The 14,545-nt window shown below is 46.2% G+C and carries 11 protein-coding genes; 6 read left to right on the forward strand and 5 right to left on the reverse strand.

All coding sequences use genetic code 11. From position 1 onward, the window contains the following. The first annotated feature begins 209 nt into the window (after positions 1 to 209). The 3 genes from gltB to FE394_RS01965 all read left to right on the forward strand — a co-directional run bounded on the left by gltB (position 210) and on the right by FE394_RS01965 (position 6,940). Complete coding sequence (gene gltB / locus FE394_RS01955; protein WP_319924719.1) at positions 210 to 4,667, forward strand: glutamate synthase large subunit; 4,458 nt, start codon at positions 210 to 212, stop codon at positions 4,665 to 4,667. Between the two features lie 10 nt (positions 4,668 to 4,677). After that, entirely contained in the window at positions 4,678 to 6,096 is a 1,419-nt protein-coding gene (locus FE394_RS01960) for a glutamate synthase small subunit (RefSeq protein WP_319924720.1), read from the forward strand. Between the two features lie 424 nt (positions 6,097 to 6,520). Next, positions 6,521 to 6,940, forward strand: coding sequence for a hypothetical protein (locus FE394_RS01965; protein ID WP_319924721.1), 420 nt, complete (start codon positions 6,521 to 6,523; stop codon positions 6,938 to 6,940). Positions 6,941 to 7,101: 161 nt separating this feature from the next. Here FE394_RS01965 and sspB read toward each other — a convergent pair whose 3' ends face one another. The 5 genes from sspB to zapE form a co-directional block, all read right to left on the reverse strand. Next, a complete protein-coding gene (gene sspB, locus FE394_RS01970; RefSeq protein WP_319924722.1) occupies positions 7,102 to 7,584 on the reverse strand; it encodes a ClpXP protease specificity-enhancing factor in 483 nt (160 codons plus the stop codon). Between the two features lie 3 nt (positions 7,585 to 7,587). Next, positions 7,588 to 8,229, reverse strand: coding sequence for a stringent starvation protein SspA (gene sspA / locus FE394_RS01975; protein ID WP_319924723.1), 642 nt, complete (start codon positions 8,227 to 8,229; stop codon positions 7,588 to 7,590). 454 nt (positions 8,230 to 8,683) lie between these two features. Further along, positions 8,684 to 9,076: a 30S ribosomal protein S9 gene (rpsI, locus tag FE394_RS01980; RefSeq protein ID WP_319924724.1), complete on the reverse strand. Its 393-nt coding sequence runs from the start codon at positions 9,074 to 9,076 to the stop codon at positions 8,684 to 8,686. Positions 9,077 to 9,091: 15 nt separating this feature from the next. Continuing rightward, positions 9,092 to 9,520 (reverse strand): 50S ribosomal protein L13, encoded by a 429-nt coding sequence (rplM, locus tag FE394_RS01985; RefSeq protein WP_086954482.1) that lies wholly within the window; start codon positions 9,518 to 9,520, stop codon positions 9,092 to 9,094. A 316-nt stretch (positions 9,521 to 9,836) separates the two neighbouring features. After that, entirely contained in the window at positions 9,837 to 10,964 is a 1,128-nt protein-coding gene (gene zapE, locus FE394_RS01990) for a cell division protein ZapE (RefSeq protein ID WP_319924725.1), read from the reverse strand. A gap of 205 nt (positions 10,965 to 11,169) precedes the next feature. Here zapE and zapG point away from each other — a divergent pair, with 205 nt between their 5' ends. From zapG to degS, 3 genes are all read left to right on the forward strand, one after another. After that, positions 11,170 to 11,568, forward strand: coding sequence for a Z-ring associated protein ZapG (gene zapG, locus FE394_RS01995; RefSeq protein ID WP_319924726.1), 399 nt, complete (start codon positions 11,170 to 11,172; stop codon positions 11,566 to 11,568). A 254-nt stretch (positions 11,569 to 11,822) separates the two neighbouring features. Beyond that, a complete protein-coding gene (locus FE394_RS02000) occupies positions 11,823 to 13,205 on the forward strand; it encodes a Do family serine endopeptidase (protein WP_319924727.1) in 1,383 nt (460 codons plus the stop codon). 234 nt (positions 13,206 to 13,439) lie between these two features. After that, positions 13,440 to 14,498 carry an outer membrane-stress sensor serine endopeptidase DegS gene (gene degS, locus FE394_RS02005; RefSeq protein WP_319924728.1) on the forward strand — a complete coding sequence of 353 codons (1,059 nt, stop codon included), beginning with the start codon at positions 13,440 to 13,442 and terminating at the stop codon, positions 14,496 to 14,498. Positions 14,499 to 14,545: the final 47 nt, after the last annotated feature.

Raw genomic sequence — 14,545 nt, forward strand, 5'->3', positions numbered from 1 at the left:
CAGTGACTCTATATTCAGTGACACTATATTCAGTGACACTATGTAGTAACACAACATCATTTTGATTTACCGCTTGTTATTGCAAATAAGACAAGTGGCGTTTGGCTGAGGGCGCAAATCAGACGCCCGTAGAAATAATATATATATCTATTTTTATCTCTCTTCTCGTGAGTGATGTGAGAGCCGGACAGAACGTGGGGAGCTTCACAATGTTGTATGATAATTTGCAGGAAAAAGATAACTGCGGTTTTGGATTAATCGCTCATATTGAAGGTGAGCCAAGCCACAAAGTCGTGCGCACAGCCATACATGCACTGGCTCGGATGCAGCACCGTGGCGCGATCTTGGCTGATGGGAAAACAGGCGACGGCTGTGGCTTATTAATGCAAAAGCCCGATCGCTTTTTTCAGATGGTTGCCAACGAGCAATCATGGAGGCTCGCCAAAAACTATGCAGTAGGTATGCTGTTTTTAAGTCAGGATGCCAACATCGCCCAAGCATGTCGCGATATCGTCGAACAAGAATTACAAAACGAAACGCTCTCTATTGTGGGATGGCGGGAAGTTCCCATTAATCGCGATATTTTGGGTGATATTGCCTTATCGAGCCTGCCTCGTATTGAGCAGGTTTTTATCAATGCACCTGTCGGATGGCGGACACAGGATCTGGAACGCCGCTTGTTCATCGCCCGACGCCGCATAGAAAAACGCATCACTGACAGCGACTTTTATATTTGTAGCCTGTCTAATCTGGTCATGATCTACAAAGGGCTATGCATGGCCGCCGATTTGCCACGTTTTTATCCCGATCTGGCTGATCTGCGAATGGAATCTTCCATCTGCCTGTTCCATCAGCGTTTTTCAACAAATACGGTTCCCCGTTGGCCGCTGGCACAGCCATTTCGTTATCTGGCCCATAATGGGGAAATCAATACCATTACGGGAAACCGCGAATGGGCAAAAGCCAGATCTTATAAATTCCGTACTCCGCTCATTCCTGATTTACATACTGCCGCCCCTTTCGTTAATGAAACCGGTTCTGATTCCAGCTCACTGGACAATATGCTGGAGCTGTTCCTCAACGGCGGTATGGATTTAATCCGCGCAATGCGCCTGCTGGTTCCGCCGGCATGGCAGAATAATCCTGATATGGATGACGATCTGCGCGCATTCTTTGATTTTAACTCCATGCACATGGAGCCGTGGGATGGGCCAGCCGGTATCGTGATGTCCGATGGTCGTTATGCCGCCTGTAATCTGGATCGGAATGGCTTGCGCCCTGCCCGTTATGTGATTACCAAAGATAAGCTGATTACGTGTGCTTCCGAAATCGGTATCTGGGATTACCAGCCAGATGAAGTCGTGGAAAAAGGTCGGGTCGGGCCCGGTGAATTGATGGTCATCGATACCTATGAAGGCCGCATTCTTCATTCCGCCGAAACGGATAATGATTTAAAAATCCGACATCCCTATAAAGAGTGGCTCGAGAAAAACGTAAAATATTTGATCCCGTTTGAAAAATTGCCGGAAGACCAGGTGGGACAGCGAGATTTTGATGATCGGCTGTTGGCAACATACCACAAGCAATTTGCCTACAGTAGTGAAGAGCTGGATCAGATTATCCGTGCCATTGGTGAAAATGCTCAGGAAGCAACTGGCTCAATGGGAGATGATACACCGTTTGCCGTACTTTCCAGCCGACCACGCATTATCTATGACTATTTCCGCCAGCAATTCGCCCAAGTCACTAACCCCCCCATTGACCCACTGCGTGAAGCTCATGTTATGTCACTGGCTACCCGTATTGGACGAGAAATGAATGTCTTTTGTGAAGCGGAAGGACAGGCTCATCGACTGAGCTTTGAATCCCCCGTTTTGCTCTATTCTGATTTCGTTCAGTTGACGACTCAGGAAGAGTCCTACTATCGCGCAGATAGGCTGGATTTAACCTTCAATCCACAGGAAACCAGTCTTAAAAGCGCGGTTTCAATCTTATGTGACCGAGCAGAAAAGTTAGTCCGTAATGGGGCGGTCATGCTGGTATTGTCTGATCGCAATATTTCACCAGAAAGACTGCCAATCCCTGCACCGATGGCTGTCGGTGCCATTCAGCATTGTTTGGTTGAGAAAAACCTGCGTTGTGATGCCAATTTGATCGTAGAAACCGCCAGCGCACGCGATCCACATCATTTTGCGGTACTTCTGGGTTTTGGTGCTACTGCTGTTTATCCGTATCTGGCGTATGAGTCACTGGGAAAAATGGTAGATGATGGCACAATAAATGCGCCATATACCCGCGTCATGCTGAATTATCGTAACGGCATTAATAAAGGGCTGTATAAGATCATGTCCAAAATGGGCATCTCCACGATTTCCTCTTATCGCTGCTCTAAATTATTTGAAGCCGTCGGCTTGCATTCAGAGGTGACGGATATCTGTTTCAATGGTGTAGTCAGTCGCATTGAAGGGGCGGATTTCAGCGATTTTGAACAAGATTTGCGTAATCTTTCTAAACGGGCATGGCTGCATCGCCATACCATCGATCAAGGAGGGCTGCTGAAATATGTTCATGACGGAGAATACCACGCCTATAACCCTGATATTGTCAGCACGTTACAGACTGCGGTTCACAGTGGCAGGTACAGTGATTACCAGAAATATTCCGAATTGGTGAATGGACGACCCACTACAACACTGCGAGACCTGCTCGCTATTGCGCCTAAAGATGATCCCATCGCTATTGAGGACGTAGAGCCCGCAGAATCCCTGTTCAAGCGTTTTGATACCGCAGCCATGTCAATTGGTGCCCTAAGTCCTGAAGCCCACGAAGCGCTCGCTGAAGCGATGAATACGCTGGGTGGTTTTTCCAACTCCGGCGAAGGCGGGGAAGATCCGGCTCGTTATGGGACGAAGAAAGTCTCCCGCATCAAGCAGGTCGCATCGGGACGATTTGGCGTAACACCGGCTTATCTGGCCAGTGCGGATGTCATTCAGATAAAAGTCGCCCAAGGCGCTAAGCCGGGAGAAGGAGGGCAGTTGCCGGGGGATAAGGTCACACCTTATATCGCCAAATTGCGTTACTCCGTGCCGGGTGTAACACTGATTTCTCCACCGCCGCACCATGATATTTATTCTATCGAAGATCTGGCTCAGCTGATTTTCGATCTTAAGCAAGTGAATCCGAAAGCATTAATTTCAGTCAAGCTGGTTTCAGAACCCGGCGTAGGAACTATCGCCACGGGAGTAGCCAAAGCTTACGCTGACCTGATTACCATCGCCGGTTACGATGGCGGAACGGGTGCGAGTCCCCTCTCTTCCGTCAAATATGCCGGTTGTCCGTGGGAGCTGGGTCTTGTGGAAACCCAGCAAGCGTTGGTTGCCAACGGACTGCGCCATAAAATACGCCTCCAAATTGATGGTGGGCTGAAAACAGGTCTGGATATCATCAAGGCCGCGATTTTAGGGGCGGAAAGTTTTGGTTTTGGTACTGGCCCGATGGTTGCTCTCGGCTGTAAATACTTGCGGATCTGTCATTTAAACAACTGTGCTACTGGTGTAGCTACGCAAGATGAAAAACTGCGTCAATCCCATTATCACGGTTTGCCGGAACGAGTCATCAACTACTTCCGCTTCATTGCTCAGGAAACACGTGAATTAATGGCGCAGCTAGGTGTGAGACAACTAACCGACTTAATTGGCCGGACAGACTTGTTGGAAATCCTTGAGGGTATTTCAGCCAAACAGAGCAAGCTCAACCTTGAGCCACTGCTGGAAACAGCAGAACCACATGCGGGAAAAGATCTGCATTGTACAGAAGATAATCCACCTTTTGACCAAGGCGAGCTGAATAAAGCCATCGTGACTCAGGCCATGCCTTATGTCGAAAAATCGCAGAGTAAAAGCTTCTATTTTGATATCCAAAATACAGACCGCTCTGTGGGTGCCTCTCTTTCTGGTGAGATTGCTGCACGATATGGTGATCAGGGGCTGGCAGCAGATCCGATCAAACTGAATTTCACCGGAACGGCTGGGCAAAGTTTTGGGGTCTGGAATGCGGGTGGTGTTGAACTGACCTTAACCGGCGATGCCAATGATTATGTCGGTAAGGGAATGGCAGGGGGTCTTATTGCCATCCGTCCCCCTGTTGGTTCAGCATTCAGAAGTAACGAAGCCACGATTATCGGCAATACCTGCCTTTATGGTGCAACCGGAGGACGGCTCTTTGCCGCCGGACGTGCCGGCGAACGCTTTGCAGTACGTAACTCAGGCACTATCACTGTGATTGAAGGGATCGGCGATAATGGCTGTGAATATATGACTGGCGGGATCGTCTGTGTTCTCGGCAGCACTGGTGTGAATTTCGGCGCAGGCATGACGGGCGGATTCGCTTACGTACTTGATGAATTGGATGATTTCCGCAAACGCGTCAACCCGGAACTGGTGGAAGTTCTCTCAATGGATACCCTCGCCATTCACAAAGAGCACCTGCGGGGATTAATCACCGAACATGTCCGTCTGACTAATTCTCAACACGGCGAAAGCATATTGGAAAATTGGTCACAATGGGTCAATAAATTTGCGCTGGTTAAACCTAAATCCAGTGATGTCAGCGCGTTACTGGGGCATCGTAGCCGTTCCTCCGCAGAATTGCGGGTTCAGGCGCAGTGAGGAGAATGTAATGAGTCAGAATGTTTATCAATTTATCGACTTACAGCGTGTCGATCCGCCCAAAAAGCCATTAAAAATCCGCAAAATAGAATTTGTGGAGATTTATGAGCCATTCTCAGAGATCCAGGCACAAGCGCAGGCAGACCGCTGTCTCGGGTGTGGCAATCCATATTGTGAATGGAAATGTCCCGTCCATAATTACATTCCAAACTGGCTGAAATTAGTCAATGAAGGCCGCATTATCGAGGCCGCAGAATTATCCCATCAGACCAACAGCCTGCCGGAAGTCTGCGGGCGAGTCTGCCCGCAAGATCGCTTGTGTGAAGGTGCCTGTACGCTGAATGACGATTTCGGCGCTGTCACCATCGGTAATATCGAACGCTATATTAACGACACGGCCATCGCGATGGGCTGGAAGCCGGATATGTCACATGTCATCCCGACAGGCAAACGTGTGGCAGTGGTTGGTGCCGGTCCGGCAGGACTGGCTTGTGCGGATGTCCTTATCCGCAACGGTGTACAAGCGGTGGTTTATGATCGTCATCCTGAAATTGGCGGTTTACTCACATTTGGTATTCCAGCTTTCAAACTGGAAAAAGAAGTGATGATCCGCCGCCGTGAAATGTTCTCCGGGATGGGGATCGAATTCCGCTTAAATACGGAAATAGGCAAAGAGATCACACTGACCGAACTCAAACAAGAATTTGATGCCGTATTTCTTGGTGTTGGCACATACCAATCCATCCACGGTGGGCTGGAAAATGAAAATGCCAATGGTGTTTATGACGCTTTGCCTTTTTTAATCGCCAACACCCGCCAGTTGATGAACTACTCAGCTCTGCCAGAACAACCTTATGTTGACATGAAAAGTAAGCGGGTTGTGGTATTAGGGGGCGGAGATACAGCAATGGACTGTGTTCGCACTTCGGTTCGTCAAGGTGCCACCCATGTTGTCTGTGCCTATCGCCGGGATGAAGAAAATATGCCGGGCTCCCGCCGTGAAGTGAAAAATGCCAAAGAGGAAGGAGTCGAATTTCTTTTCAATCTCCAGCCGATTAGCATTGAGATTAACAGTACAGGACAAGTGTGTGGGGTCAGGGTCGCGAAAACACAACTGGGCGCTATGGATGAAAAAGGCCGTCGGCAAGCGGAGATCATTCAGGGTTCCGAATTCGTGATAGAAGCGGATGCCGTAATCATGGCATTTGGGTTTAAACCTCACGCCATGAATTGGCTGGATGAACATCAGATCGATATCGATAAAAAAGGACGCATTATCGCTCCTGAATCCGGTGCCCTACCTTTCCAAACAAGTAATCCCAAGATATTCGCGGGCGGTGATGCCGTGCGGGGTTCAGATCTAGTGGTAACTGCCATTGCTGAAGGCAGAAAAGCAGCTTCCGGCATTCTTGACTATCTGGAAGTCTAATCCTTCATACACCCTTCATACATCCTTCACTTTCATAACTTCTCCGGTTTTTTAGCCGGAGAAAATTGTAGTCAAATTAAATAAAAGCAGTTGTTTTTTATTTTTCTCTTACTACCATATAGGTTGTGTTTTTTTGGTTTATGCGATTATTCTTATATCCCAAAGTCAAATATTCCAATTTAATCTCGCATCCATTACAACAATACAACAATAGTGCAATACCGTAACACAGCAATAAGGTTTATTTTTTTCGGAAATAAAGTTTTCAGTGTAACTGATTAAATAGACGTGAATTAAAAGACCATTAAAGTAATAATAACAGGTAGAAACACATATGCGCTTACCCACACAGATACTCTTTTTCTCTTTCATATCCTTGATAAGCCTGCCATCAATTGCCGGGCTATATACTCCTGACAGAATTATGCGCCAGGTACATGAAAGGGGAATCAATTCTGTGGTGGCTGAGTTAAGTGAAGAGCGAGAGATGGATAAAATTATCCATCACATTTCAACCGGTGACAGCCAATGGCTGCGAGTTGCCTTCAAATTATCCCCGAATATTCATCCCAAATTCTCTGAAAAAACCATTAGCGCCCTATCATTCGCTTTGATTAACAATCCAGTCGAAGTATTGTCGTTGGCAGAAAATCATCGGACTTTATCATCCGCTAATATCTGCACTATTCCCTCAACAATACATAACTTTCAACAACAGAAATCGTTTTTCGGGCAAGTGATGAACAGCCTGAATGCAGCGAGAAAAGCTAATACAGGGAAAAGCAAGAATGGGATCGATATGTGTATGTGGGAATTTGAGAAAAATCACAGTGTCTATTTTTAACACCGGAAATAGACACTATAAAAAATAAAGGAGAATGATATCTCCTCTATTTTCATATTGTTACTATCCCTTTAATTTTTCAAGTTGCTGCTCTGTCGGCCGCAACTCGAAAATCTATTAAATATAGAATATGGGATATGGATATATCGTTAACTGCGCAGTTATTTTACGACGCGTAAGGCTGGGCGACCTTTCGGTGGCTTAGGTGGCTCATCATCTGGTGAATCATCGGCACGAGAAGCTTTGCGATCACGGATAAGCACTAAATTATCCGCTACTGGCAAATCTGTTTCCTCTGACTCAACATCCCCTTCATAGGCAAGCTCTGGCTCAAACATCATTCCTGCGCCATTTTCACGGGCATAAACCGCAATCACCGCCGCCATCGGGACAGTAACCTGACGTGCAACACCACCAAAACGGGCATTGAATCTCACTTCATCGTTGGTCAACTCCAGATTGCCAACCGCCCTCGGTGAGATATTCAGGATTATCTGCCCATTTTGTGCATATTCCATCGGGACGTTTACCCCATACAGGCTAACATCCGCAACGATATGCGGGGTCAATTCATTATCCAACAGCCATTCGTAATGTGCCCTCAATAGATAAGGGCGGCGTGGAGACATTTGGATCATCTCCATAAATTAGCTCCGTGATTGTAAGCGCATTTCACGTTCAGCTTCCGTCAGTGAAGCCAAAAATGCGTCGCGTTCAAACACACGCTGCATATAAATCTGAAGCTCTTTCGCACCCGGGCCAGACAATTCGACACCCAAGACAGGCAAACGCCACAGCAGCGGACACAGGTAACAATCCACTAAACTGAATTCGTCACTCATGAAGAATGGCATTTCTCTGAAAATAGGTGCAACAGCCAGCAATTCTTCAGCAAGCTGTTTCCGTGCAGCGTTCGCTTCCTGAATATTTCCTTCCTGGATTTTGTACATCAAGGAATACCAATCTTTTTCAATTCTATGCATCATCAGGCGGCTGGAGCCACGTGCGACAGGATACACAGGCATGAGTGGCGGATGCGGGAAACGCTCATCCAGATATTCCATAATGATGCGAGAATCGTACAGAGTCAGCTCACGATCAACGAGAGTTGGAACCGATTGGTAAGGGTTAAGATCAATTAAATCCTGAGGCAAATTACCTGCTTCAACGTGTTCAATCTCAACGCTGACCCCCTTTTCCGCCAGTACAATTCGCACTTGATGGCTAAAAATGTCGGTCGGGCCGGAAAACAGAGTCATTACCGAACGTTTGTTGGCAGCGACAGCCATGAAAACCTCCAAGTTTATCTAACAAAAGGAACGAACAGCCCTTAAATAAACAGCGGCCATTCTCGCTCATATTCTCATCCTGCTTCGCACTTATTATCCGAGGCTATCCTCTTCTATTTTTCAAGTGCGTGCTTAGTTGGCGGCAACGAGAAGTCTATCAGAGATATCTTTTACCTCTGCCAAATCAGGCAAATTCATGGATAAGGCAAAAAATTGTCACTAGTCTATCAGATTTTGCCCATTTTGTGAGGAAGTACATTGAGAATTAATGATGAAATATCGAAGTATGAAAATTTGTTTCTTTAATATGCTATTTTTTCGCAAGAAATAGCGGGTTATCAAAGATTGAAAGATTGAAAGATTGAAAGATTGAAAGATTGAAAGTGATAAAAAAACCCGCCATAGAAATGGCGGGTTTTCAACTTTAATCCACTGCCACAATAGTGGCAACAAATTAACGTTTGGAGAACTGTGGACGACGACGTGCTTTACGCAGACCCACTTTCTTACGTTCAACTTCACGAGCATCGCGAGTAACGAAGCCAGCTTTGCGAAGTTCAGGACGCATAGTCTCGTCATAAGCCATCAGTGCACGGGTAATACCGTGACGGATTGCGCCTGCCTGACCAGAAATACCACCACCTTTAACAGTGATGTACAAATCCAGTTTGCCCAGCATTTCAACCAGCTCAAGTGGTTGACGAACAACCATGCGCGCAGTTTCACGACCGAAGTAAACTTCGAGGCTGCGTTGGTTGATTACGATGTTACCGCTACCTGGCTTAATGAAGACACGAGCGGTGGAGCTTTTGCGGCGACCAGTGCCGTAGTATTGATTTTCAGCCATTGCCTATAATCCCGATTAAATGTCCAGAACTTGTGGTTGCTGTGCCGCGTGGTTGTGCTCGCTGCCCGCGTAAACTTTCATTTTACGGTACATTGCACGACCCAGTGGCCCTTTTGGCAGCATGCCTTTAACCGCGATTTCAATGACACGCTCAGGACGGCGGGCAATCATCTCTTCAAAGGTCGCTTGCTTGATACCACCGATGTGGCCAGTGTGATGATAATAGATTTTGTCAGCACGTTTGTTGCCAGTTACAGCAACTTTTTCTGCGTTAACAATAATGATGTAATCACCAGTATCAACGTGCGGAGTATATTCCGCTTTATGCTTGCCGCGCAGGCGACGAGCTATTTCAGTTGCAAGACGGCCTAAAGTTTTGCCATCTGCGTCAACAACATACCAGTCGCGTTTTACGGTTTCTGGTTTAGCTGTAAAAGTTTTCATTAAAGCTTACCCAATTATAAGTTACACGTTGGTGAACACTCGATGTTCAGAAACTGTTTTTGAGGTTCACACGGCTCATGTCCAGCAAACCTACCCCTTCGAATAGCCTATGCCGGCACTAATGCAAGTTTTTGGGAAAAAAATCTTGCTGTAACGTGGGGTCGCAAGATTATAGAGAAGTCATCGTAAAAAATCGACCCCAAATTCAATAATTATCCCATTGGTTGATATTATCCTCATTCCCGGGGATAAATATCCTGTCATCATTCAAGTTGCAGCCTGAAAGATGGTGGGTAGACGAAAGATATAAGTATAATCAGGGCAGGTGCGGAAGTTTCAGGTACTCTTCACTTTGCATTTCCTGCAATCGGGACAAGCAACGCCGATATTCAAACGTCAGTAATTCCCCCTGATAAATCTGTTCCATCGGTACTGCGGCATTGATGATGAGTTTCACTTGACGCTCATAGAACTCATCAACCAGAGCAATAAAACGCCGTGCTGAACTTTCATTCAATGCCGTCATAATCGGCATATCATGCAGCAAAACGGAATGATAAAGTTTCGACAATGCAATGTAATCCAAATGGCTGCGGGGATCTTCACACAACGTTTTAAAATTGATGGCTAACACCCCATCAACGCTGCTGATTGCCGGCATACTGCGATGATTAATCTCCAATACCGGATTCCGTTCACCTTCCTGCCCTGCCAGACGCAGAAACATCTGATGCATCTCCTGCCGGCTTTCTGCCGACAATGGCGTCAGGTAAAGATGAGCTTGCGTGAGTGTCCGCAACCGATAATCGATACCTGCATCAACATTCATTACATCACAGTATTTTTTGATTTGTTCGATGGCAGGCAAAAACCGGGCACGCTGCAATCCATTTCGGTATAGCTCATCAGGTGGAATATTGGAAGTTGCCACCAATGAGATTCCCCGCGCAAATAAAGCTTCCAGCAAAGTACCGAGGATCATGGCATCCGTAATGTCAGAAACAAAAAACTCATCGAAACAAAGTATATCTGTCTGTGCCTTGAAGCCATCAGCCACAGCTTCCAAAGGATTCTCATTCCCTTGTAAAGTGGTTAATTCTTCATGAACCCGTAACATGAACCGATGAAAATGAAGGCGCAGTTTCCGCTCTGTGGGCAGACTCCGGAAAAACATATCCATCAGCCATGTTTTTCCCCGTCCAACACCTCCCCACATGTACAACCCCTGAACAGGCCGACGCTGTTCAGGAGTTTGCTGTCCAAACAACTTTCCTAACATTCCTTTCAGTCCTCCGGGCTGCTGAACATGCTCAGCACGGGCGTTGATGAGATCGCGATGGATAATATCCAGACGTGCAACGGTGTTGCGTTGTACATCATCAGCTTGGTACTGGCCGTCAGATAGCGCAGATTGATAGAGAGATGAAGGTGTAATCGATGACATTGAAGTGACAATCCTCAAAAATTTTTTATTCTCAGAAAATAATTAACTGCCTACCCTTGCAAACTTGTATAAAATTAACACATTAGGCATCATGCAAATTAATTAAATAATAATCAATATTCCACTCAGACTAAATTAACGGTTATAGTGATAGTAATGACATTGCAGAACATTGCAGAACAATGATGTTACTAAAGGAGTTGCCATGACTTGGGAATATGCACTGATCGGATTAATCATTGGTTTTATCGTCGGCGCACTGGCTGTCCGCTTTGGCAGCTCAAAGCTACGACAGCAAAATGCGTTACAGACCGAACTGGAGAAGAACCGAACTGAACTGGAAGAATACCGCAAAGAGTTGGTCGGCCATTTCGCCCGTAGCGCAGAATTACTTGACAACATGGCGCGCGATTATCGCCAGTTGTATCAGCATATGGCTAAAAGTTCCAACGAACTGATGCCTGACATGCCAGTACAGGATAACCCCTTCAATTATCGCCTGAGCGAAACCAAGAAAAGTAAAGTAACAACCAACACGCCTCCACGGGATTATTCTGAAGGCGCTTCTGGCCTGTTTCGCCCCATTCAAGATAAAAAACAGTAAATCCCTTTGCCGTGGCAGCAATAGATGTCACGGCTCATTAACAGTGGATTCAAGTAAATACCTGTAAAGAATTCCTTTAAAGCTACATTATTAATGAACTTTACTGAATAATCAGTAGTCATAACAGCATCGAAACTATTATGCTTAGAACCTATCCAAATAAGCGTAATGTCTGGGAAAAACACACTTTCCAACAGGATAGGTCTCTTAAGTACAATACCCTTTCTGGCCTAAGTATTAAGAGAACGTATTCAATGAAAAGAAAAAACACATTGCTCAGCGCACTCGCAATTAGTATTGGACTGTCTTTGGCTTCAGTTCCTATGGTAAGTAATGCAGCCTTACCTGCTGCAATGGCATCTCAAGAATTACCCAGTCTCGCTCCCATGCTAGAAAAAGTGCTTCCTTCTGTTGTCACTGTGCATGTTTCTGGTACAGAAGTGCAAACCCAACAACTTCAATTACCGGAAGATTTCCAATTCTTCTTTGGGCCTGCACTTCCTCCGCAAGAACAGAGAAGCCGCCCATTCAAGGGGCTAGGCTCTGGCGTTATCATCAATGCAGATAAAGGTTATGTTCTGACTAATAATCATGTCATTGATAATGCGAATAAAATACGTGTTCAATTAAACGATGGTCGTGAATACTCGGCAAAACTCATTGGACGTGACCCGCAGACTGACATCGCACTTTTACAACTGAACAATGCCAAAAACCTGACCGCCATCAACTTCGCTGATTCCGATAAATTGCACATCGGGGATTATGCCGTTGCAATTGGTAACCCATTTGGATTGGGACAAACCGTCACATCGGGGATCATTTCCGCGTTGGGTCGCAGTGGCCTGAATTTAGAAGGCTTGGAAAACTTTATCCAGACCGATGCCTCTATTAACCGGGGTAACTCTGGTGGTGCATTGATTAACCTGAAAGGGGAATTGGTCGGTATTAACACCGCTATCATCGCACCGGGCGGCGGTAACGTCGGTATCGGTTTTGCCATCCCAAGTAACATGGCTAAAAACCTTGCCTCACAGCTCATTACCAATGGGGAAGTCAAACGCGGCATACTCGGCATCAAAGGTACTGAGATGACAGCCGATATTGCTCAGGCACTCAACATTGATGCACAGCAAGGGGCATTTGTCAGCGAAGTTATTCCTAAAACAGCGGCAGCGAAAGCCGGTATTAAGCCCGGGGATGTGCTGGTTTCCTTTGACGGCAAGAAAATTAACAGCTTCGCTGAATTGCGGGCGAAGGTAGGCACAACAGCACCAGGGAAAGAGGTCAAAATTGGCCTGCTGCGTAAAGGAAGACCTCTCGAAGTCAGCGTGATATTAGAGAACAACGAGGAGCAAGCAACCAAAGCAGAAAAACTGAGCATTGCCATGCAGGGTGCAACGTTGAGTAATGGTACAGAGAAAAGCACCCAAGGCATAAAAGTGGATGCAATTGCTCTGAATTCACCTGCTGCAATGTCTGGTTTGCAGAAAAATGACCTTATTGTCGGTGCCAATAATGTCCGTGTGCGGAGTATCAAAGAACTGAGCAAAGTTCTTGAAGATAAGTCGTCTATTGTCGCACTGAACATTTTACGTGGTGACAGTAATGTTTATCTGTTACTAAATAACAATTGATCAATTAAGTATAAAAACGCGGCCTATACCCAATGAATTTCAGGAGGCAGCGCGACGGCAAAGGAGCTAATCCCCAAACTCTATGTTTATAGCGATGTAACTGGAGTAAGTGACCGGAGCCAGCAAAGCCGCAACTTGCAAGACTATGGGTATATTACAGACACAGTACGATACTGTGTCTGTTCACTTCTATGCTATTCTTCTTTCAATCGTCATTTATTACTGAATAATGTCATGCTGATCAAGTTATTACGCTCTATACTGATAGGTTTATTAATTGCAGGCATTTTGTTGATTGCCATCCCTTCGCTGCGGCCCAGTGGCTTAGAAAATATCCTGAGCAATAATGACAGCGATAAAGTTTACAGTTACAGCCAAGGAGTTCGGCGGGCAGCACCAGCGGTAGTCAATATCTATAGCAGCAGCATGGGTAGTTTTTCCCATGAAAGCCGGGAACTCCATCCCTTGGGTTCTGGCGTCATTATGAGTGAGCAGGGTTATATTCTCACGAATAAACACGTCATCAATAAAGCCGGCTCTATTATTGTCGCACTACAAGACGGCCGTTTTTATGAGGCTCTGGTCGTCGGCTCAGATGGCCCGACCGATTTGTCTGTCTTAAAAATTAACGCGACAAACCTTCCCGTCATCCCGATCAATACTAAGCGAATAGCTCATGTCGGAGATGTCGTGTTGGCAATCGGTAATCCATACAATTTAGGGCAAACCATCACCCAAGGTATTATCAGCGCAACAGGACGCGTTGGCCTCAGCCCGACCCGTCGCCAGAATTTCCTGCAAACAGATGCATCAATAAATCAGGGCAACTCTGGCGGGGCTTTAGTCAATACGTTGGGAGAATTGGTCGGTATCAATACGCTGACATTTGATAAATCAGAATTTGGTACAACTCCTGAAGGGCTGGGATTTGCCATTCCAACAAAACTGGCGACGACAATCATGAAAAAATTGATCCGTGACGGACGGGTCATCAGGGGATATATAGGCATTACCGCAAGAGAACTCCCCCATATCCGCTCATCGGGCAGTAATATCAATCAGATTCAGGGCATGAGAGTTTTTCAAATTGCACCGGATGGCCCTGCCGAAAAAGCCGGTATTAAGGTGGGAGATATTATTACCAACGTCAATCATAAACCCGCCATTTCACCCACTGAAACGATGGATCAAGTGGCTGAGATCCGGCCGGGCAGCGTTGTTCCTGTCACTGTGCTGCGTGATAGTACTTCCCTCACGCTTGAGGTTACGATTGATGAGTTTGATGGTTACTAAAACTATTTCTCACGATGTTAATTTCCCTCGCCCATATGGGCGAGGGA

Source organism: Xenorhabdus littoralis, assembly GCF_033949345.1.
GTDB lineage: Bacteria > Pseudomonadota > Gammaproteobacteria > Enterobacterales > Enterobacteriaceae > Xenorhabdus > Xenorhabdus littoralis.